This is a genomic window from Anabaenopsis sp. NIES-4685, from assembly GCF_059725405.1.
This window is the reverse complement of sequence record NZ_AP043602.1, coordinates 2,565,885-2,588,059: the sequence shown is the minus strand read 5'-3', so window position 1 is coordinate 2,588,059 and position 22,175 is coordinate 2,565,885. Positions and strand designations below refer to the sequence as shown.

The 22,175-nt window shown below is 43.8% G+C and carries 15 protein-coding genes, 2 tRNA genes, 3 rRNA genes and 1 pseudogene; 6 read left to right on the top strand and 15 right to left on the bottom strand.

Annotation, left to right across the window (positions count from 1 at the left end; translation table 11 throughout):
- Positions 1-178: 178 nt before the first annotated feature.
- From rrf to AC6IZ0_RS11045, 5 genes are all read right to left on the bottom strand, one after another.
- Positions 179-297, bottom strand: a 5S ribosomal RNA gene (gene rrf, locus AC6IZ0_RS11065).
- Positions 298-355: 58 nt separating this feature from the next.
- Positions 356-3,180 (bottom strand): 23S ribosomal RNA (locus tag AC6IZ0_RS11060).
- Positions 3,181-3,434: 254 nt separating this feature from the next.
- Positions 3,435-3,507 (bottom strand) — tRNA-Ala (locus tag AC6IZ0_RS11055).
- An 80-nt stretch (positions 3,508-3,587) separates the two neighbouring features.
- Positions 3,588-3,661: transfer RNA gene (locus AC6IZ0_RS11050), tRNA-Ile, on the bottom strand.
- Positions 3,662-3,783: 122 nt separating this feature from the next.
- Positions 3,784-5,272 (bottom strand): 16S ribosomal RNA (locus AC6IZ0_RS11045).
- The 16S, 23S and 5S rRNA genes sit together here with 2 tRNA genes alongside, the layout of an rRNA operon.
- 312 nt (positions 5,273-5,584) lie before the next feature.
- Here AC6IZ0_RS11045 and glyQ point away from each other — a divergent pair.
- On the top strand, positions 5,585-6,472 hold the full coding sequence (glyQ, locus tag AC6IZ0_RS11040) for a glycine--tRNA ligase subunit alpha (RefSeq protein ID WP_271730894.1): 888 nt from the start codon (positions 5,585-5,587) through the stop codon (positions 6,470-6,472).
- A 196-nt stretch (positions 6,473-6,668) separates the two neighbouring features.
- Positions 6,669-9,050, top strand: coding sequence for a ComEC/Rec2 family competence protein (locus AC6IZ0_RS11035; RefSeq protein WP_497722943.1), 2,382 nt, complete (start codon positions 6,669-6,671; stop codon positions 9,048-9,050).
- A 108-nt stretch (positions 9,051-9,158) separates the two neighbouring features.
- On the opposite strand, the gene AC6IZ0_RS11030 is transcribed toward AC6IZ0_RS11035, so the two are convergent.
- The gene (locus AC6IZ0_RS11030; RefSeq protein ID WP_497722942.1) at positions 9,159-10,517 is read right to left on the bottom strand and encodes an NAD(P)/FAD-dependent oxidoreductase; all 1,359 of its coding nucleotides are present in this window, start codon (positions 10,515-10,517) and stop codon (positions 9,159-9,161) included.
- Between the two features lie 171 nt (positions 10,518-10,688).
- Between AC6IZ0_RS11030 and AC6IZ0_RS11025 the strand changes: the two genes are divergently transcribed.
- The 3 genes from AC6IZ0_RS11025 to AC6IZ0_RS11015 all read left to right on the top strand — a co-directional run bounded on the left by AC6IZ0_RS11025 (position 10,689) and on the right by AC6IZ0_RS11015 (position 14,303).
- Entirely contained in the window at positions 10,689-10,982 is a 294-nt protein-coding gene (locus tag AC6IZ0_RS11025) for a polysaccharide deacetylase family protein (protein WP_497722940.1), read from the top strand.
- A 143-nt stretch (positions 10,983-11,125) separates the two neighbouring features.
- On the top strand, positions 11,126-12,502 hold the full coding sequence (locus tag AC6IZ0_RS11020; protein ID WP_497722939.1) for an ArnT family glycosyltransferase: 1,377 nt from the start codon (positions 11,126-11,128) through the stop codon (positions 12,500-12,502).
- Positions 12,503-12,566: 64 nt separating this feature from the next.
- Complete coding sequence (locus tag AC6IZ0_RS11015) at positions 12,567-14,303, top strand: glycosyltransferase family 39 protein (RefSeq protein ID WP_497722938.1); 1,737 nt, start codon at positions 12,567-12,569, stop codon at positions 14,301-14,303.
- On the opposite strand, the pseudogene AC6IZ0_RS11010 reads toward AC6IZ0_RS11015, so the two are convergent.
- The 4 genes and pseudogenes from AC6IZ0_RS11010 to AC6IZ0_RS10995 form a co-directional block, all read right to left on the bottom strand.
- Positions 14,267-14,530 (bottom strand): annotated as a pseudogene (locus tag AC6IZ0_RS11010) (DUF3318 domain-containing protein); the annotation flags it as partial. The gene AC6IZ0_RS11015 and the pseudogene AC6IZ0_RS11010 sit on opposite strands and share 37 nt — an antisense overlap.
- 196 nt (positions 14,531-14,726) lie before the next feature.
- Positions 14,727-15,062: a DUF5615 family PIN-like protein gene (locus tag AC6IZ0_RS11005; protein ID WP_497722936.1), complete on the bottom strand. Its 336-nt coding sequence runs from the start codon at positions 15,060-15,062 to the stop codon at positions 14,727-14,729.
- Entirely contained in the window at positions 15,062-15,370 is a 309-nt protein-coding gene (locus tag AC6IZ0_RS11000) for a DUF433 domain-containing protein (RefSeq protein ID WP_271764111.1), read from the bottom strand. Before AC6IZ0_RS11000 ends, AC6IZ0_RS11005 begins: the two co-directional genes overlap by 1 nt.
- Positions 15,371-15,443: 73 nt before the next feature.
- A complete protein-coding gene (locus tag AC6IZ0_RS10995; RefSeq protein WP_497726039.1) occupies positions 15,444-16,043 on the bottom strand; it encodes a DUF3318 domain-containing protein in 600 nt (199 codons plus the stop codon).
- A gap of 168 nt (positions 16,044-16,211) precedes the next feature.
- Here AC6IZ0_RS10995 and AC6IZ0_RS10990 point away from each other — a divergent pair, with 168 nt between their 5' ends.
- Entirely contained in the window at positions 16,212-16,463 is a 252-nt protein-coding gene (locus AC6IZ0_RS10990) for a hypothetical protein (RefSeq protein WP_497722934.1), read from the top strand.
- A gap of 145 nt (positions 16,464-16,608) precedes the next feature.
- On the opposite strand, the gene AC6IZ0_RS10985 is transcribed toward AC6IZ0_RS10990, so the two are convergent.
- The 5 genes from AC6IZ0_RS10985 to AC6IZ0_RS10965 all read right to left on the bottom strand — a co-directional run bounded on the left by AC6IZ0_RS10985 (position 16,609) and on the right by AC6IZ0_RS10965 (position 22,076).
- Positions 16,609-18,198: an iron uptake porin gene (locus AC6IZ0_RS10985; protein WP_271734034.1), complete on the bottom strand. Its 1,590-nt coding sequence runs from the start codon at positions 18,196-18,198 to the stop codon at positions 16,609-16,611.
- A gap of 109 nt (positions 18,199-18,307) precedes the next feature.
- A complete protein-coding gene (locus AC6IZ0_RS10980) occupies positions 18,308-18,949 on the bottom strand; it encodes a Crp/Fnr family transcriptional regulator (RefSeq protein ID WP_497722933.1) in 642 nt (213 codons plus the stop codon).
- Positions 18,950-19,139: 190 nt separating this feature from the next.
- The gene (phoU, locus tag AC6IZ0_RS10975) at positions 19,140-19,814 is read right to left on the bottom strand and encodes a phosphate signaling complex protein PhoU (RefSeq protein ID WP_271734032.1); all 675 of its coding nucleotides are present in this window, start codon (positions 19,812-19,814) and stop codon (positions 19,140-19,142) included.
- Between the two features lie 29 nt (positions 19,815-19,843).
- Positions 19,844-21,205, bottom strand: coding sequence for a PAS domain-containing sensor histidine kinase (locus tag AC6IZ0_RS10970; protein ID WP_271734031.1), 1,362 nt, complete (start codon positions 21,203-21,205; stop codon positions 19,844-19,846).
- A gap of 118 nt (positions 21,206-21,323) precedes the next feature.
- Positions 21,324-22,076 (bottom strand): response regulator transcription factor, encoded by a 753-nt coding sequence (locus AC6IZ0_RS10965; protein WP_271734030.1) that lies wholly within the window; start codon positions 22,074-22,076, stop codon positions 21,324-21,326.
- Positions 22,077-22,175 lie beyond the last annotated feature (99 nt).

The window sequence follows — 22,175 nt, the reverse complement described above, 5'->3', positions numbered from 1 at the left end:
ACTGTATTTTTTTTTAGCTGCAACAACTGTATTTTAGGTTCTTTCATATAGTTGTAGCATCTAGCGATCGCTAGATTGTATTATCAGGTACTCTCCCTCAAGAAATAAGCCAAGAGAAAAAAAACAAAAGCCCCTTCAATAGTAGAAGAGGCTTTTGTTTATGGTGTTAGAAATATAAACCTGGCATCGAGCTATTTTTGCGGAGGGCTACCCCTCAACTATCGTGGCCGCTTGCAGCGTTTCACCTCTGAGTTCGGGAAGGGATCAGTGTGGTTCCACCGCGCCATAGACACCAGGAAAGAGTAGTGGGTCACAGGACCCCGAAGACTGCAAGTAACGCGAAAACCAGAGTGATGAGGTCAAGCCCTCGGTCTATTAGTACTCCTCAGCTACATACATTACTGTACTTCCACTTAGAGCCTATAAACGGGTGTTCTGCCCGTGACCTTACCTACTTTAGTAGTGAGAGCACTCATCTTGAGGTGGGCTTCCCACTTAGATGCTTTCAGCGGTTATCCGCTCCGCACTTAGCTACCCAGCGTCTACTCCTGGTGGAATAACTGGTACACCAGCGGTGCGTCCTTCCCGGTCCTCTCGTACTAAGGAAGGCTCCTCTCAATGCTCTTACGCCTGCACCGGATATGGACCGAACTGTCTCACGACGTTCTGAACCCAGCTCACGTACCGCTTTAATGGGCGAACAGCCCAACCCTTGGGACGTACTTCCGCCCCAGGTTGCGATGAGCCGACATCGAGGTGCCAAACCTCCCCGTCGATGTGGACTCTTGGGGGAGATCAGCCTGTTATCCCTAGAGTAACTTTTATCCGTTGAGCGACGGCCATTCCATGCTGTGCCGTCGGATCACTAAGGCCGACTTTCGTCCCTGCTTGAGTTGTAACTCTTGCAGTCAAGCTCTCTTTCTGCCTTTACACTCGCCGCACGGTTTCCAAGCGTGCTGAGAGAACCTTTGCGCGCCTCCGTTACCTTTTAGGAGGCGACCGCCCCAGTCAAACTGCCCACCTGAAACTGTTCCTACACCCGCTCAGGGTGTCAGGTTAGAATTCTAGCTTCGCCAGAGTGGTATCTCACCGTTAGCTCCATACCCCCCACAAGGGGTACTTCTTCGCTTCCCACCTATCCTGCGCAAGCCAAGCCCGAACACAATTCCAGGCTACAGTAAAGCTTCATAGGGTCTTTCTGTCCAGGTGCAGGCAGTCCGTATCTTCACAGACATTCCTATTTCGCCGAGTCTCTCTCTGAGACACCATCCAGATCGTTACGCCTTTCGTGCGGGTCGGAACTTACCCGACAAGGAATTTCGCTACCTTAGGACCGTTATAGTTACGGCCGCCGTTCACCGGGGCTTCGGTCGTCAGCTTCAGGGCGAACCCCTGACCAACTTCCTTAACCTTCCGGCACTGGGCAGGCGTCAGCCCCCATACGTCCTCTTTCGAGTTAGCGGAGACCTGTGTTTTTGGTAAACAGTCGCCTGGATCTCTTCACTGCGACCCACTTTCGTGGGCACCCCTTCTTCCGAAGTTACGGGGCCATTTTGCCGAGTTCCTTAGAGAGAGTTATCTCGCGCCCCTTGGTATTCTCAACCTCCCTACCTGTGTCGGTTTCGGGTACGGGTATGATGCTTTCATCACATAACGAGCTTTTCTTGACACTATCCTTCACCATGCGGAGTTCGTAAACCCCTCCCAAACCAATTAGGGTATGGTTATCTTTCATGCGTCCCTCGCCATGCTCCCACATCTTAGTCAGGGATTATTCACCCTGTGTCCATCGACTACGCCTTTCGACCTCGCCTTAGGTCCCGACTAACCCTCCGTGGACGAACCTGCCGGAGGAACCCTTAGGGTTTCGGGGCATTGGATTCTCACCAATGTTTTCGCTACTCAAGCCGACATTCTCACTTCCGTCTCGTCCACAGCTGCTTACCGCTACTGCTTCTTCCTACTACGGAACGCTCCCCTACCGATTAATTTCTTAATCCCACAGCTTCGGTACATCACTTAGCCCCGTTCATTTTCGGCGCAAGATCGCTTGACTAGTGAGCTATTACGCACTCTTTCAAGGGTGGCTGCTTCTAGGCAAACCTCCTAGTTGTCTATGCAATCTCACCTCCTTTCTCACTTAGTGATGATTTGGGGGACCTTAGCTGGTGGTCTGGGCTGTTTCCCTCTTGACAATGAAGCTTATCCCCCACTGTCTCACTGGCAATGTGTGCCCTGGGTATTCTTAGTTTGTCTCGATTTGGTACCGGTCTCCCAGCCCGCACCGAAACAGTGCTTTACCCCCCAGGTATATTCATTACCGCTGCGCCTAAACACATTTCGGGGAGAACCAGCTAGCTCCTGGTTCGATTGGCATTTCACCCCTAACCACAACTCATCCGCTGATTTTTCAACATCAGTCGGTTCGGACCTCCACTTGGTGTTACCCAAGCTTCATCCTGGCCATGGTTAGATCACCAGGGTTCGGGTCTATAAACACTGATTTTTCGCCCTCTTCAGACTCGGTTTCCCTTGGGCTCCAGCATTCTCGCCTTAACCTACCAGTGCCTATAAGTCGCCGGCTCATTCTTCAACAGGTACGCGGTCATCCGTTTAATCGGACTCCCACTGCTTGTAGGCTAACGGTTTCATGTTCTATTTCACTCCCCTTCCGGGGTTCTTTTCACCTTTCCCTCGCGGTACTGGTTCACTATCGGTCACACAGTAGTATTTAGCCTTACGAGATGGTCCTCGCTGATTCACATGGGATTCCTCGTGCCCCATGCTACTCGGGATTCAGCTACTATCCTTTAGTTTTCGACTACAGGACTTTCACCTTCTTTGGTGCAGTATTTAGCTGCTTCGTCTAACCTCCAGATTCGATATCGCTGTCCCACTACCCCAAAGGATTAATCCTTTGGTTTAGGCTTTTCCCCTTTCGCTCACCACTACTTAGGGAATCTCTTTTGATTTCTTTTCCTCCAGCTACTAAGATGTTTCAGTTCGCTGGGTTAGCTCTTTCCTGCCTATATATTCAGCAGGTAGTCTTTAGGGTTGCCCCATTCGGAAATCTCCGGCTCTTAGTTTGCTTCCAACTCCCCGGAGCATATCGTCGGTAACCACGTCCTTCTTCGCCTCTGTGTGCCTAGGTATCCACCGTTAGCCCTTATTAGCTTGACCACTTTACATTGGTTTTTTCCACTGCAAACACTTTCATTTGATTGTCTGTGTCTGCCTGCTTTTTTTCGCGTTACTATGCAGTTTTCAAGGTTCTGGCTGAGTTTTACCCAGCAGTTCGATTGTTGGCGCAATCAATTGCTGAATCTTTCTCGATCTATCATTTTATCATACTGTGTACATAACCACAATGCTTATATCTTTTTTTGTCTTCTCTGACAGTTCAGATATTTCTGGCTTGTGATTTTTACACAAGGTGGAGATTAGCGGACTCGAACCGCTGACATCCTGCTTGCAAAGCAGGCGCTCTACCAACTGAGCTAAACCCCCATCTAATAACTCGTAATTTCCATTTCGTAATTCGCAATTTACTACTACTTACGCTCTGTTCATTACTTATTATTTTCAGGTGGGCCATCCTGGACTCGAACCAGGGACCTCACCCTTATCAGGGGTGCGCTCTAACCACCTGAGCTAATAGCCCATTATCCGAACCCAACCTATAGTTTGAAAGCTTCAGCAAATCCTCGCGACCGACCTAGGAATGACCATCTCAGCATCTATTTACTTGATGTTTTCGATATCTGAGTGGATTAGGTCTCCCTAAAAGGAGGTGATCCAGCCACACCTTCCGGTACGGCTACCTTGTTACGACTTCACCCCAGTCACCAGTCCTACCTTCGGCATCCCCCTCTCCTAAAAGTTGGGGTAACGACTTCGGGCGTGACCAGCTTCCATGGTGTGACGGGCGGTGTGTACAAGGCCCGGGAACGAATTCACTGCAGTATGCTGACCTGCAATTACTAGCGATTCCTACTTCACGCAGGCGAGTTGCAGCCTGCGATCTGAACTGAGCTACGGTTTACGAGATTTGCTTCACATCGCTGTGTCGCTGCCCTTTGTCCGTAGCATTGTAGTACGTGTGTAGCCCAAGACGTAAGGGGCATGCTGACTTGACGTCATCCCCACCTTCCTCCGGTTTGTCACCGGCAGTCTCTCTAGAGTGCCCATCTTCATGCTGGCAACTAAAAACGAGGGTTGCGCTCGTTGCGGGACTTAACCCAACATCTCACGACACGAGCTGACGACAGCCATGCACCACCTGTGTTCGCGCTCCCGAAGGCACTCCCACCTTTCGGCAGGATTCGCGACATGTCAAGTCTTGGTAAGGTTCTTCGCGTTGCATCGAATTAAACCACATACTCCACCGCTTGTGCGGGCCCCCGTCAATTCCTTTGAGTTTCACACTTGCGTGCGTACTCCCCAGGCGGGATACTTAACGCGTTAGCTCCGGCACGGCTCGGGTCGATACAAGCCACGCCTAGTATCCATCGTTTACGGCTAGGACTACTGGGGTATCTAATCCCATTCGCTCCCCTAGCTTTCGTCCCTCAGTGTCAGTTATGGTCTAGTAGAGCGCTTTCGCCACTGGTGTTCTTCCTGATATCTACGCATTTCACCGCTACACCAGGAATTCCCTCTACCCCGACCGCACTCTAGCTGTGTAGTTTCCACCGCTCTGATGAGGTTAAGCCTCATTCTTTAACAGCAGACTTACATGGCCACCTGCGGACCCTTTACGCCCAATCATTCCGGATAACGCTTGCATCCTCCGTATTACCGCGGCTGCTGGCACGGAGTTAGCCGATGCTTATTCCTCAGGTACCGTCATTTTTTTCTTCCCTGAGAAAAGAGGTTTACAACCCAAGAGCCTTCCTCCCTCACGCGGTATTGCTCCGTCAGGCTTTCGCCCATTGCGGAAAATTCCCCACTGCTGCCTCCCGTAGGAGTCTGGGCCGTGTCTCAGTCCCAGTGTGGCTGATCATCCTCTCAGACCAGCTACTGATCGTCGCCTAGGTGCGCCTTTACCACACCTACTAGCTAATCAGACGCGAGCTCATCTTCAGGCAGCTAGCCTTTCACCTCTCGGCATATCCGGTATTAGCCACCGTTTCCAGTGGTTGTCCCCGACCTGAAGCCAGATTCTCACGCGTTACTCACCCGTCCGCCACTATCTCCGAAAAGACCGTTCGACTTGCATGTGTTAAGCATACCGCCAGCGTTCATCCTGAGCCAGGATCAAACTCTCCGTTTTGAATTGTTTGTTTTAGCTCTTTTGACTGCTCTTTTTTAACTTCAGTCTAGTTAATTTATTGACTTGACGCGCAATATTTGCTGTATAATTGCTTTCAAACTATAATATTTTCATGGTTCGGTGTTCCCTCGGACTGCGCTTTGCGGCGCTTGTCTCTCAGGCACTTATCCAATATAGCTACTGTCTCTACCTTTGTCAACTCTTTTTTTCTAAAATTTCCAGATTTTTTTTTCATGTCTCTGAAACTCGCCACAGTGCTAGGTTGTAGGCAACAATAGTGTATGCCAGTTGCTGACTAAGGGAGGATAGAGCGTGAATTTTCAGTCTGTGATTAGTTTATTGCATCAGTTTTGGGGTGACCGTGGTTGCTTAATTGCTCAACCATATGACATTGAGAAGGGGGCGGGTACTAAAAACCCCCATACATTTTTAAGGGCTTTGGGACCGGAGCCTTGGTCAGTGGCTTATGTTGAACCATGCCGTCGTCCTACTGATGGGCGCTATGGTGAAAACCCCAATCGCTTTCAACACTATTATCAGTATCAAGTTCTGATTAAGCCGTCGCCAGATAATATTCAAGAAATTTACCTTGATTCCTTGTCTGCTCTGGGGATTCGTCCAGAAGACCACGATATTCGGTTTGTGGAAGATAACTGGGAAGATGCGACGGTGGGTGCTTGGGGAACTGGTTGGGAAGTTTGGTTAGATGGGATGGAAATTACTCAATTTACCTATTTCCAACAGTGTGGCGGAATTGATTGTCGTCCCGTGTCGATTGAAATCACCTATGGGTTAGAGCGGTTGGTGATGTACCTCCAGCAAGTGGAAGCCATTACTAAGATTGCTTGGACTGACAACATAACTTATGGTGATGTTTTCCTACAAAGTGAGATTGAGCAGTGTACTTATAACTTTGAAGGGTCTAATCCTGAGTTGCTGTTAACACTGTTTAATTTATATGAGCAGGAGGCTGGCCAATTAACTGAGCGTGGTTTGGTGGTACCCAGCCTCGATTATGTTATGAAGTGTTCACATACGTTTAACTTACTGGATGCTAGAGGCGTAATTTCGGTGACGGAGAGAACTCGTTACATTGGCAGGATTCGTCATTTGGCTCGGAAGGTGGCTCATCTATATGTTGAGCAACGGGAAAAGTTGGGTTTTCCTTTACTCAAGGGGATAAAGGTTTGTAGCTCTTGAATGTAAAACAATAACAGGACTGAGGCACGGGTCAGGTGAGAATAAATCACAGATTGGACTGACTAATGAGAGTTTGAGTGGACACTCAACCTGAAAAAGTAAGGTTTTTTTGCCTCAGTCCTAACTAAGAGAGCAAATCAGCAAGTTTGGGAGCCTAAAGAGTTATTATGTTTGCTTTACTTTTGACGAGTGACTTATGATTCCGACGAGTGGTGTGGTTATCTGTCTTGGTTTTATTTTAGGGTTGTTGTTTACCTCGGTGGCTTGGGGTGGGTTTTGGGTTTTAGGTTTAGGGATGGTGGGGGCGCTTCTGTTTAGAAAACGCAGATTAGGGAAGGCTACACAATACCCAAATGATGGCAATACAAATCAGGGATTAAGAAATATCTGGTCAAATATTCCTCATTCTAGAATATGGTTAGTTGCCGGTTTAGTGGGGTTATTAGCAAGTGTATATTTTCAATGGCGATCGCCCCAACCCGGAGCGCAAGATATTAGTACATTGCTGGTATCGGAAAATAATGGTAATCAGCAACAACTGGTGATGGTTCGTGGCCAAGTGATAAGTAACCCCCGTTTAACTCGCAACCAACGAGGACAATTTGTATTAGCAGCTACTCAGGTTGATCAAGTTAAGAATGAAACCGGCCCGCTAGATGCGGCTAAAGGTGTGACGGGAAAATTATATGTAACGGTACCCTTGCTCCAGGCTACTGGGTTATATCCTGGTCAACAAATTTCTGTGACGGGAGTTTTATACAAGCCAAGAACAGCATACAACCCAGGTGGTTTCGATTTTCAGAAGTTTCTCAATTACCAAGGAATATTTGCGGGTTTGAGTGGAAGACAGATTACTTTCCTGGATGAGTATGATCAACGTCCGTGGGGATGGTGGCAAGTTCGGCAGCGAATTGTGCGATCGCACACTCAAAGCCTGGGTGTTCCACATGGTCCATTGGTAAGTGCAATGGTGTTAGGTAGCAAAGCAGTTGATTTACCTCACGATATCCGTGATTTGTTTATCAAAGCTGGATTGGCTCACACGTTAGCAGCTTCAGGATTTCACGTTTCTTTGGTGTTAGGTTTGGTAATGCAGTTGACAAGCCGTGCATCTGAGAGAACACGGTTTACTTTTGGCTGTTTAGCCTTAATTATTTTCCTGAGTTTAACAGGGTTCCAACCTTCAGTACTCAGGGCGGTAATTATGGGTTTTGCGGCTTTAGTGGGTTTATTATTACAAAGAAAAGTTAAAAAATTTGGCTCTCTGTTATTAGCAGCAACTTTATTATTGTTAATTAATCCCCTATGGATTTGGGATTTAGGCTTTCAATTGAGTTTTTTAGCCACACTAGGGTTAGTGGTCACAGTTCCCGCATTGGTAAAACGCTTAGATTGGTTACCACCGGTCATCGCTTCCTTAATTGCCGTTCCCCTGGCTGCGACAATTTGGACTTTACCTGTGCAACTTTTTGTATTTGGGGTGATGCCGGCTTACGGTGTAATACTAAATATGATTAGCACACCTTTGATTGCAACCATTAGTATAGGTGGGATTATTAGCGGCATAGCAGCATTACTTTGGCCTACAGGTGGCAGCACCTTAGCAGGACTATTATATTATCCTACTGACTGGTTATTTAAATTAGTAGAACTATTTAATAAATTTCCCGGTAATTCTCTGAATTTGGGTAGTATATCTACGTGGCAATTGCTAGCAATATATGCACTGGTGATTTTGGTTTGGCTAGTACCTTGGTGGCAAAAACGCTGGTTATTTGCCAGTTTCATGGCCATCGGTTTTGTACTCATCCCCTTTTGGCATTCTGCCAATACATTATTTAGGGTCACAGTCCTAGCAGCAGGTAAAGAACCAGTTGTAGTCATTCAGGATCGGGGAAAGGTGACACTAATTAATAGTGGAAAGCAGGGGACTGGACGCTTCACAATTTTACCATTTTTACAACAGCAGGGCATTAATCACATAGATTCGGCGATCGCCTTCGGCACTGATCGCAGCGGAATCAGCAGTAATTTAAAATACCAGGAAACTAGCGCTTGGTTGGAAGTACTACAAGCTATAAGAATAGATAAGTTTTATGAATATTCAGCCAACCTCACAAACAACATTACTAATCAGGCAATTCAACAGCAAGTGCAAAAGCAACAAGGAATACACCAACCTTTAGCACCTGGTCAAATAGTCAATACTGGTTCAGTAACTGCTCAGTTAATTAATGACCAGTTACCTGTCTTACAACTGCAAATTCAAGGACAGAATTGGCTATTGGTGGGGGATGTCAAGGCTCAGGAGGTAGAACAGCTAGTCAAAGCAGGTAGCCTAGTGCGTCCACAAGTACTGTGGTGTAGACCTGAGTTATTGTCAGATTTGTTACAAACGCTTCAACCACAGGTGGCCATAACCTCTTATACTAATTTAGACTCAAAAACCTTATCTAATCTGAGTAAAAACCAGACACAGCTATTTTCTACTAGAGATGACGGCGCTATCCAATGGACCCCCAATAATCAATTTGAGGCCTTTATTCAACAAACTGAAAGTAAATCTACGTTTTTTTGATCAAATTCCTCAATTGGTAAATCTAGGTATAGAAACGTTCCTGGGAACGTTTCTACAGGGGTTTCACCGAAAAACACCCGATTGCAGCCAACCTAAACACACTAAAGGCTAAACGTTAACTGGACGCCTATCTACTGATGGTTGGTAATGAGTACTCCCATCAACTTCTACTTTTAGAGAAACCTGCTGACCTGTAATCAACCTAGCTCCACGATTACGGGTAATATAGTTCCATACCCACTGAATGGTTACTACCAACTTATTATCAAACTCAATTAAAAAGTAGATGTGAATCAATAGCCAAAACAGCCATGCAAAGAAACCTTTTAACTTGATGAAACCCAAATCTACCACAGCGGAGTTTTGCCCAATCATTGCCAAGCTACCGTGGTCGGTGTAATTGAAGGATGGCAAAGTTTGACCTTGAAGCCGTTTTTGAATCAGTGACGCAACATATTCTCCTTCCTGTTTAGCAACAGGTGCAACCCCTGGTAAAGGTTTCCCATTGTGATGGGAGAAATGAGCCAAATCACCAACTACAAAAATATTATCATACCCCTTAATACTCAAGTCAGATTCTACAATCACACGCCCGGCGCGATCGCACTGCGCACCTGTGCGTTCAGCTAAGACTTTTCCCATGGGTGAAGCTTTGACACCTGCAGCCCACAAAATAGTTTTAGACGGGATTTGTCTGACCTCCTCACCTTGTTTGAGGGTAACAACATCATTTTCAATCTTGGTTACCAAGGCTTTGGTCTCCACAACCACACCCAACTCCTTGAGAGATGCTGCTGCAGCTTCGGATAAATCTGGCGCAAAAGGTGGAAGGATGCGATCCATTCCTTCTAACAGTAAAATTTGCGTTTCTGAAGTGTCAATATTGCGGAAATCTTCCTTGAGAGTTTGGTATGCCAATTCCGCGATCGCCCCTGCCAATTCTACACCAGTCGGGCCACCACCCACAATCACAAAGGTCAGTAGAGCTAGGCGTTTTTCAGGGTCTGTTTCTTGTTCTGCGGCTTCAAATGCCGAAAATATGCGCCGACGCATTTCTATAGCATCTTCTACGGTTTTCAAACCTGGGGCGAATTCTTCCCATTCATCCTGACCAAAATAGGAATGCTTCGCACCTGTAGCTACAATTAACGTATCATAGGTTACTCTTTTTTTACCTATAATTACTTCCCGTGCCTCTGGATTAAGATCATCTACTTCCCCCAGCAACACCTGAGTATTTTTGCTCTTACTCAGCACCGAGCGTAATGGCGAGGAAATATCAGCAGGTGATAGGGTACCCGTAGCAACTTGATATAACAGCGGCTGAAATAGGTGAAAATTACGTTTATCGATCAGGGTAACATTTACCTTCGCCTTAGCAAGTGCCTTGGCCGCATACAGTCCACCAAAGCCTCCACCAACAATCACCACTTGATGTGGTGGGGTATTCTCAAGTGAATTTACCATAAATAATATTTCCTTCCGTTACGGTATTGTAACTATTCTTAACAAATTTGTATTAAAATTATCATATTTTTTCTGCTGGTTTTGAACATCTAAAAAAATAATTTAAGTAATCTCAGTTACTAAAAATCTGCTTTGCTGTAACTGATGACAATGCTTAATGTTTTAAAGCAGATGCAAAAACCCATTATATTTTGGGATGTGGATTTACAGGACTGGCGAGGTAAGTCAGCGGGAGAAATGATGAATATATTTGAAAAAAGCTTTCACAATGGGAGCATCATACTTTTACATGACTCCGATGGTGTCGCGAAAGGGGGAGTATATGCTAGTCGGCATAATACTGTAGAAGTGGTGGAAAGAATTTTGAGTGCTTACACTCCCCAGGGATATGAATTTGTGACCATATCCGAGTTATTGAAGAGAGGAACTATGGTTAAATCAGTAAATATCTGCCTACAGAATTAACCCTTTTACGACTTGGATAAATCCTAAAAATACCCATCATGAGATATTGGCATCTGTGTATTATAACTCTATTTACTCTGTTCTTCCGCTTACCCTTTTTCTTCCGTTCTACATTCAATTGGGATGAAAGTACATTTATTTTAATGGGTCAGTCCATTTTAAATGGTAACTTACCATATGTAGAAATATGGGATTTAAAGCCACCACTTGCATTCTTTAGCTATGCTTTACCTATTTTAGCTTTTGGTAAATCTATCATATCTATTCGCCTATTTGGGACAATATGCGTAATCATATCAGCCATTCTGACTTACTATATTTGTCGCTGTGTGTGGGGACGAAAATTGAGTTTATTAGCTGCTATTATCTTTGTTATTTTAACTGGTCCGTTGATGGATGGTAAATCTACGATGACCGAGCATATAGCTATTGTACCTTTACTCGGTTCATTAGCCCTGCTCTTGAAAGAGCTTAAATTAAGTAATCTAAAATTTTTCATTGTTGGTTTGCTGATGGGAACCGCTTGTATGATTCGCCTAAATTTAGCTTATGTAGCATTAATTTTAGGTTTATATATTGCAGCTAGAAGCATTAATAATTTTAATTTACATTATAAAAGTTTATTATCCATATTTGCCTATGGAATTGGTTGTTTAATTCCATTCATAGTTTTGTTTTTACCATACATAGCGACAAACAATTTTGCCCTATTTAAGGCTGCGGTAATTGATGCTTCGTTAGCTTACTCACATTCTCAAATACCATTCTGGCAAATTATATTTAAGCAAATTTATGATATTTGGGGGATTATATTTTTAATAGGTTGTTATCAGATTATTTTAATTATTAAACAACAGAAAAAATATTCACAGCAACGAAATAAATTTATATACTTATTGATATACTTTTTTGGTACTGAATGGTCGATTTTAAATAGTGGTGCGGCACATAGTCATTATATGATTCAACTGGCTCCTTTTTTGGCTCTGGTATTAGCATCTTGGTTGATGAAAATCTTGGATTTAAACTTAAAACCAGGTTATTTCATACTCATAGTCACCTTGATGCTCACGGTTACACCCAGTTTGAATGAATACAAAACTATAGGGGTGCGTCTGGTGACACAACAATCAATCTTATACGGGAAAGAATATGATTTAGCTAAATATTTAGCTGAACAGGGAGGAAGTGATATTACAGCATATATGATGGATCATCATCTGGTTTATTGGCTCCTGAACCTGAAACCGCCTACAAAAATAGTCACCCATCCATCAAATATATCCAAAGAATATTTACTACGTGTTCTCCAAGGTCCAACTGCTAATACTAATCAAGCATTACTGGAAGTGTTGGCACAAAAACCTGAGTTTATTGTCAAAAAGGAAAATGTTTGGTATTTACAAAGTCATCCAGAAGCGATCGCCTTACTGGAAAGAACACTCAAAACAGATTATACACTCTTAAGGAACATGGAAACCACACAAATTTATCGTAAAATATCCGAGGTCAAACAATAGATAAATTCATTAGATATTAGTACATCATTTTTTTAATTTCAGCCAGCCAAAATTCTACAAGTATATGTATTTCAATAAAGATTGGCGCTCTACCGTTTCCGCTCCCTGGTTTCATCCTTTACTGTTGCTGATATGGTTCATAATAGGTGTGGCTTTACGGTTCACCAACTTAACAGCTAAACCACCTTGGATTGATGAAATTGCTACTTTGGTGTTTAGCTTGGGAAATAGTTTTTTACCAATACCCTTAGATCAAGCGATCGCCTCTGATATATTATTACAGCCATTACAAATAAATCCCGCCGCTGGTGTGGGGGATGTAATTCATCATCTCCTCACAGAAGATAGCCATCCACCTATATATTTTGTAATGGTTCATCTGTGGATGAAACTATTTCCCCATCAAGAAGGTATAGTATCATTGTTTGCTGCGCGCTCATTTCCCGCTTTACTGGGTGCAGTTTCTATTCCCTGTGCTTATGTTTTGGGTAAGTTAGCTTTTCGTTCTGCATTAGTGGGACAATTATCGGCGGCCATGATCGCAGTTTCACCATACGGTATTTATTTAGCACAGGAAGCACGTCATTATAGTTTGGCTATCCTCTGGGTGATGGGTTCCTTAGCTTGCTTAGTGATTGCTATCAATCACTTGCAAAACCAAACCTTATTACCCATGTGGTTAATTGTTGCTTGGGTAAGTATTAACGCCTTGGGTATTGCTACTCATTACTTTTTTGTTCTCACTCTGAGCGCCATTGCTTTAGTGTTGATTTTTGTAGCGGGGAAACAACAAACACAGGCAAAAAATTGGGTGTTATTCTCTCCCAGTTGGCGGCGACTATATTTGATTGCAGCTGGTACTGCTGTAGCTGGGTTAGTTTGGTTACCTACCTGGTTGCAAAATCGTCATATTGGTGCTTTAACAGAGTGGATTCAAGGTGAACGGGTGGGACTAAGTTGGATTAGCCCTATTTTCCAAGCTTTAGCCACCTGGATTACCATGATTTCCCTCCTCCCGGTGGAAGCACCACAGTTAACGGTGATCATTCTCTCCGGGTTGGTAATGTTAATTTTCTTTATTTGGGCAATACCTATTTTAATTGCTGGTCTTAAAGTACAACTACAAAACCCTGAAACTAGTTTCATCACTCAGGTGTTTGCTGGGGTGATATTAGGAGCGATCGCTTTATTTTTCTGCTTTACTTACTTCCTGGGTATAGATATCACACGGGGCGCTCGTTATAGTTTTGTTTACTTTCCCGCTGTGATGATCCTCCTGGGTGCGACTCTAGCAAGTTGTTATCAAAATCCCAACATTGGTCAATGGGGTATCACCGGTAAACAAGCTGTCATCCTGATTTGGGTGATGGGATTACTTAGCGCCATTACAGTTACCTTTAATCTGGGTTATCGCAAATATTACCGCCCTGATTTATTGGTTCCCGTGATTGAAGAAAATTCTTCACAACCAGTGTTGATAGCCACAACCCATAAAACTTTAGTACAAACCGGAGAGATGATCAGTATAGCCAGGGAATTAAAATTCTCAGGTTCACAGACTAATACCCAATTTCTCCTAGCCCATCAAGACCAGGACCCTAATACCTCTACTATAGCCTTAGGCACAACTGTTAAACAATTACCCCGCCCCTTTGATTTATGGTTAGTTAATTTTCATGCTCCTATAGGGGAGACAGTACAACAACAATGTTCACTTGATTTTCAGAACTTACCGGGAGTGACCGGATATGAATATCAGGTCTATCACTGTGATAAATTACCGATCGCCCGTAAATTTTGACAAGGAATTAATTCATTAAAATCTAAACTACCATTTTTTTTCATACCAGCGATCGCCTCAATGGCAGATAATAAATGCTCCGCTGCTTGAGTTTCTGAGTAACCCCGACGTTGAGCGATCGCTATAGCTGCTAAATCGGCGTTTAACTCTAATTCCGAAGATTTGTTACCCCGCCAAATCCGCAGCAGCGCCATGGCGCTTAATCCCGTAGCAACTCCCACACCCAGTGCGATCATCGATCTGGTAGGGTGCTTTATTGAACGCACCTTTTTGATTTGCAGCCTAACCAAAGCTTAAATTCCTGGCTGAAAAAAGGCTGAAACCTTTCCCAGGATTACTTGTGTGTACACCCTAGGGTCTAAACACGGGGATTCTTGGGTTCAACGAGACCATTTAAACTAGACTCCTTGCGTTATCTAACTCTTATAAAAACTCAACTTGGTTGATCATGTCTGGTGGTTCAAGTACTTCCCACATGAGAATTAAAGTCTGCAAAATTTGACCGATTGAGCGGCGTTTTTGGTCACAATAAGCAATTCCCGCATGATTGATTCCACTATGGTGAAGATTAACAAAGTCATCATCATGAGTAACCAATATTCTATTCTCAGACGCAGCAAAGATAAGTTGTTCTTGGTCTGATACGCTGATTAATCCGACTTCTGAAGTTGTTGTGACATCTATTTTTCGACGACGCAAACCCAATGCAATAGCATTACTCACGCTTTCATCTAAATGAAATTTAATCTCGTTGACCATTATTCAGTTTGCAGTTTTTGCTTGAGAATCGAGGGTGTTTGTACTGATACTCCCTTAATAAACGTTTCTGATTCTCTCATTTGTTGACGAATTTCATCTCGATGATCATGATAATAGGCTAAAGCCGCATAAACATCAGATAAGCTGATACCAGGGTGATGGTCTAGAATTTCATCTACTGACATCCCCATTTGTTCGTGTTTGATCACAATATCCTGAACTCGAATCCGATGTCCAGCAATTCGGGGTTTACCACCACAAATTCCCGGTGTTATTTCAATATGGTTTTTGATGGTATCAAGAGACATAAAAATAAATCATTTTTTTACTTACCTCAAGCTTATCAATTTTTCCCCTGCTTCTCTACCAGTTCATCGCCTGTCAGATGCTTTTTGGTATACCCACAGGTGATAAATTGCCGATCGCCCGTAAATTTTGACAACGAATTAATTCATTAAAATCTAAACTACCATTTTTTTGGATACCAGCGATCGCCTCAATGGCAGATAATAAATGCTCCGCTGCTTGAGTTTCTGAGTAACCCCGACGTTGAGCGATCGCTATAGCTGCTAAATCGGCGTTTAACTCTAATTCCGAAGATTTGTTACCCCGCCAAATCCGCAGCAGCGCCATGGCGCTTAATCCCGTAGCAACTCCCACACCCAGAACATCCCCCTGTGCTGACTCCATCACTCCCGCTACCAAACCAGCGATCGCCACACCTTGATAAATCTGGGGTTGAAACCACTTCACCTGTGTTAACCAGCTTACCTTCTGCAATATTAATAAATCCCGTTGGGGTTCCGGTAAGGAAGACCAGAAATTAAAATTGATAGATATGACTCGCTCCCGTGTCCAAGGTAGAGGAAAAGTAGCATCAATTACCTTGGGCTGCTTGGGCTTGCTGACAATTTTTACCGTCATCCGACTAGAAGCAGGTATGACATTTAGTAACCGGCGAATCTCAGCCTTTGACTCCATAACAATAATTGTTGATGACATAATTACAGTTGTTCACAGTCTCTGCTCTGGTTACCAAAATACTCTATTAGGTGACTGAGGTGATATTAGTGTATTCTATGATTATGACTGTTGTACTTAAAGAATAGTTAACCAGCTTAACCTTCTGAATTACCAACTACCAATTAAATGGATGCTTTTGCTCCCATCGCCCCTGAATGGACAAATCAAGCGGTTCATGCTCACCAGTTCTGCTGTCCTAGTTGTCACGCTAGTAACCTCGAAGCGGTAAAAGTTTGGATTAATAGGCGATCGCCTGTCATCACACCAGACCACCGTCGCAAATGGCAAGAATTTTACCATTGTCAGTGTAGTTATGTGTGGTGGGGTTGGAGTAGCGATCGACCTCCTGCGGATATACAGCACTATTCAAGTAAATAAAGTACACATCTTAATATCATAAATCTTGTGGGGTGGGCATCGGTGCCCTCCCTTGTCTACCTCACCCAGATAAAATGCGCCCTATAAGCGAAAACCAAAAAACCCGCACCAAGGCGGGCTTTTTAATTAACTGTTCACGACAGCTTTAGAATCTGAAGGTGGTACGCAGTGTACCTACATAGATAGTTTCGTTATTATCGTTGTTTTCAGGGTTGAGAATAACCAATACGCCGGGAGTGACGGTAATGTTGTCGCTGAAGCGCATTTTGTAGAGACCTTCTAAATGATAGGAGGTGTCGGACTCCTCTAGAGAAGTACCTGTTGCTGAAGAACCACCTGTAATCTTGGGGGGTTGACCAAAGATCAGACCCAATACGTTACCTTCTCTACCAAAGTCTTTAACAGCTAAACTGCTAGTCCAGTAGAACATATCCGCGTCAGCATTGCTAACTTCAGATTTAGCATTGCTGAAACCAGCCCAACCGCCTAGGGTCAGTGACGAGCTAGGTTTTAAACTAGCTTGGAAACCATAGTGGTCAGCAGAAGTTGCAACATCACCAAATGGGTTGTTAGCTATCCTACTTCCTGTACTACCAAAAAGGTTTACACCAGACTCACTATTTTGATAAGCACGTGCGTAGCTAAAACCAACATTTAAAGCATTGCTGGGTCTGAAAGCCACTTGACCGAAGATTGTACTACCACCATCGAAAATACCATTTTTCTCGTTAGGGTTGTTAGCATTGGATGCTACATAAGCGGCGCTTAAAGTTAAAGGACCACTGGGATTCAAGTTGACAGTTAAAGCACTACCACCACCTGTGCGGTAAATGGGGCTGAAACGACCGTAACGAGAAATAGCACCGCCACCAGAACTAGCAAAGTCAGGATGGAAGTTAGGGACGTTATCATCTAAGTCAGCACCCACCGCATCGATTTTGACTCGTACGGAGTCACTCAGGTTGAAGGTGTAGTTAACTTTATCGATGTTAAGATCATCACTAGCCTCAAAACCAAGACGGGTCATGTTAGTCCCTGTGGTGGGTCTTACAAAGTTCCCGTAATTCAACCGAGTTTGCAACCTATCCTTACCAGTAAAGCTAGTATTGAGAGTTAAGCGTACTCTGTTAGCAAAAGCGGTATTGCTTTGTAGATCGGGATTGTTATCAGGGTTTGTGTCCCTATCCGCTTGCTTCTCACCAAAAGCCTGATACAAGCCAAAAATAGCTTCCCCAGATAACTTGGTGGTGGTAGAAAACTGATTAGCTTCTAACTCAGCAGTGCGAGCTTCCAGAGCATCTACACGACCGCGCAGGGTTGCCAATTCAGCAGAAAATTCTTCTTGTAACCGCTGTAATGAAGCTAAATCTTGTCTTGTAATGACATCAGCGGTTGCAGTGGCGATTAGTTCGTTAACTCTGTCTAAACAAGCGTTTAAAGCCGCTGCAAATTCAAAACGAGTTAAGGTGCGGTTACCGCGGAAAGTATTGTCGGGAAAACCGGAGATACAACCGTAGCGCTCTACTAAAGATTGTAATGCGCGGTATGCCCAGTCTGTGGGGCGGACATCAGAAAATTGAGAAACAGATGTTACCTGACCGATGCTGTTAGCCTCTTGGGACAATTGAGCAACGGTTGTTTTTTGATTTAGTTCACCAGCCAGGGCTGTATTAGCAAAGAATAGAGCCGCAATTGCTGGGCTAACTTTGAGGGCGTTCCAAAGTAGTTTTGTCATGTTCTTAAGTTTCACTCACACCAAATAAGTTGAGATAACAGCAAAGCTTTAGGCTTTTTCTGCTGATCTTTTCATAGCTTCAGTTTTGAATATACCAAAATTTTTATAATTAACACAAGCCCATGATCATTTTTTTTGATACTCTATTTTTTATCTGATTATTTTGTGATAGAAGAATAATTCGCCGCTTGTAGCGTAGGAGTAGTTCTTGTTCCTCAAATTCCTGTAGAGTCCGGGTTATAGTCACACGAGTAGTATTTAAGACTTCTGATATTTCCTGGTGGGTAATATTTAGGTCAATTAATCTCCCCTGTTCTACATCGCGCCCAAATTTTTGACTTAACCACAGTAGGAACCTTCCCAAACGTAAGGACATCGGTTTGAGATGTACAATACTTAATATTTCCTCTGAATCTTGAATGTGTGATAGGAAAGCACCAGTATACTGGTGCCAAAGCTCCGGGGGTACAATACTAACTTCTACGCTTGTTAAACATTCAATTTGGTAGGGTTGGATTTTAGTTAAACAATGTCCCACCAGATCACCAGTTCCCCAATAACCCAGAGCAATAAATATGCCATCTTCGTTCCAGGTTAAGGTACGAACTGCGCCGCGATCAATACGCCACAGAACATCCTTGTCAGGGGGAATTAATTCGCGGCGAGTAAATAATCTTTGTGGTAATTTTCCACCGGGGATAGAGTCATGAGATACATCAGATAACTTTGGGGTCAGACTGGTGGGATACATGATGTAAGTACTTAATATTGGGGCAACTAGAGTTAGCCTAATTAAGTAAGTTTAAGAAAAGGTAATATTTTGGTAAATTGTATGTTACTTAACAAAAGTTAAGGGTATTGTGGGTATCGTGGTTTCGACTTCGCTCAACCACCCAAATCAATATGTTCCCGTAAGCGCAGTCGAAGGGAACAATCACCCCCTAACAACTTTGTCCCGTAACAATGTATGCTACCCGGCGACCAATGTTAGTAGCATGGTCTGCCATCCGTTCTAAACAACGAATTGCCAGCGCCAGGAGTACAATCGGCTCCACTACCCCCGGTACATCTCTTTGCTGGGCTAAAGTTTGATAAACTCGATCATAAGCATGATCTACAGTATCATCTAAGCGCTTTAAATCTCGTCCCCCAACTTCATCCAAATCAGCTAAGGCTTTTAAGCTACTTGCTAGCATGGCTTGTGCGTGGTGAGACATCTCCTCAATCTCTGGCAAAGAGCTATGTGGTGGGTAAGGAAAAATTTTTACGGCAATGTTAGCTAAATCCTCGGCATAATCCCCAATACGTTCTAAGTCTCGCACTAACTGCATAAAGGCACTTAAACAGCGTAAGTTTTGATCTGTAGGTGCTTGGAGTGTGATAATTGTCGTACAATCTGATTCTATTTGTCTATAAAAGCGATCAATTTTTTTATCTAATCGGGGGAGTTCCCGAGATGCTGTTAAATCTCGGGAAAATAGGGCTTGGTGGCTGAGGCGGAAGGATTGTTCTACCAAAGCTCCCATGCGTAATATATCCCGTTCCAAGCGCCTGATGGCACGTGCTAATTGGGGATTTTGCGGTTGAGAGTTGCGATCATACAAGGCAGCTTGCACACTGATTAATCTCAAAGGTGAAGATATTCTTAACTATAGTCTTGGCTTGGGTAGTTTGCCATAACTTCAGGAAGTTGAAGTTTTAACCAAGCTCCACCGGTTTCTGGATGATTCATCGCTTTAATAGAACCGCCATGGGCGACAATAATTTGTCGCACAATAGCTAAACCTAAACCATTACCCACAATTGCACCCAGAGAATTATTTTCTGGTAGTGAGGAATGAGTCCGAGCTTTATCTCCCCGGTAAAATCGCTCAAATATATGTGGTAAATCTGCTTCGGAAAAACCCAGTCCGGAATCAATGAGATTTATTTCCAAAATAGGAACTAGGCGACTGTCAGTGTCTGGTATTGATAGGATTTGGGCTTGAATTTGAATAGTGCTACCAGGAAGACTATATTTAATGCTGTTGTCCAGCAAGTTGAGAAAAACCTGATAAATACGCCCAGGGTCGGCTTTGATCCACAGATTTTCTGGGCCGCAGTAGGATATAGACAGGTGTTGCTTTTGGGTTAATGGTTCTAAGCTTTCCCACACAGATATGATCAGCGATCGCAATTCCACAACTTCCAAATGCAATTGCATAGCGGGGTTGGCTTCCATTTGAGTCAGTTCTAACCAGCTTTGCACTAAGTTAATCAGCCGATCTACCTCTTGCATTAGCCGATCAACCCAACGATTCAAGGGAGGGTCTAAGCGGTTTTGTAAAGTTTCCACCACCAAACGAATGGAAGTCAAGGGGGTTCTGAGTTCGTGAGCTAGGTCAGAAAAAGAGCGATCGCGTTCCTGATTCATATCTAGTACAGGTTGGCGATTTTCCAGAAATACCCCCACCTGTCCATTGGGTAGTGGTAAACTGGAAGCGCGCAACGCCAGGGGTTTTATCCTCGATACCCCTGATACCCCATTACTTTTAGTACCGCTAGTACCGCGAAAAGCGCAATCAGAAGAGGGGTGAAATATCCACTCTTTTACCTGTAATGCTTGGCGATCGCGAGTTTTTTCCACTAAATGGTCAAGTTCATAAGACCGCACCAACTCTAGTAACAGCCGCACCTGTCCAGGTTGCCATGTTTGTAGATATAATATTTGTCGCGCTTGCTGATTGCACCACAGCAATTGATTTTCTTCATCTACCTGCAAATATCCTATGGGAGCAAAATCCAGCAAGTCTTGGTAGGTTTTTAGGGACTGCTGCAAATTTTGCTGCTGCTGCTTGATGGTGGTTATTTTGCGATGCAAAGGAGGTATTAGTCCCAGCACCACCTGAGAATGAGCAGAGCTTGAGGGTTCTATTAGTCCCCTTAAGTAGCGTTTTAGTTGAACCTGTTGCCAAATCCACAACCCAGTACCTACCGCTAAACCCAGAAAAAATCCCAATAAGAGCATGAGACTATAAGTTGTTAGTTACTTGATCATTAATAAAAACTAACAACTATCTCCACAGATATCAGAAAAATGCTCAAAACCCTAAATTAACAAGTACTTGCATCTTCGGTAGGAGTTTTCAACCAAAACGGTAGCCAAAGCCTCTGACAGTCACAATGTATTCTGGATGACTAGGGTCATCTTCTAGTTTTTCCCGCAACCAGCGGATATGAACATCCACAGTTTTACTGTCACCCACAAATTCAGGACCCCAAATCTGATCTAGCAATTGCTCACGAGACCAGACACGGCGAGGATAATTCATAAACAGTTCCAGCAAGCGAAACTCTTTAGGAGATAAATTCACCTCTTGACCACGGACAAGCACACGACATTCTTGGGGATTTAAACTCACAGTCTTGTGTGTTAATACTTGTATTTGTGGCGAGGTAATTAAGCGTTGGCGACGGAGTAAAGCCCGACAGCGAGCCACTAATTCCCTCATACTAAAGGGTTTAGTCAGGTAATCATCCGCTCCTACTTCTAAGCCCAAAACCCGGTCAGTTTCGCTACCTTTAGCACTGAGAATCAAGATTGGTACTGGGTTTCCTTGATGACGCAGCAACCGACATATATCTAGACCATTAACATAAGGAAGCATGACATCAAGAATTATTAAGTCAAAAGCGGGTTCCCCTGACTTGGCTTCACAACTTTGGAAATACTCTACAGCTGATTGCCCATCCGCAGCACTTATGACGCTAAAACCTTCTTCTTCCAAGGCTAAAGCTAGCATCTCTTGGATTAACTCCTCATCTTCTACTACTAAAATACGGCTGGTTGAGCCAATTTTGCCTCTGGTAGAAGACTGGATGGATTCACTGGTATACATTGATAGCAGGAAAATCTATTTTTTTGTATGAATTAACATTTTGCAATTAACCACCGTGGTTTGATTTCTCTACAGCAGTAATTTTTTTTGCAAAAAGTA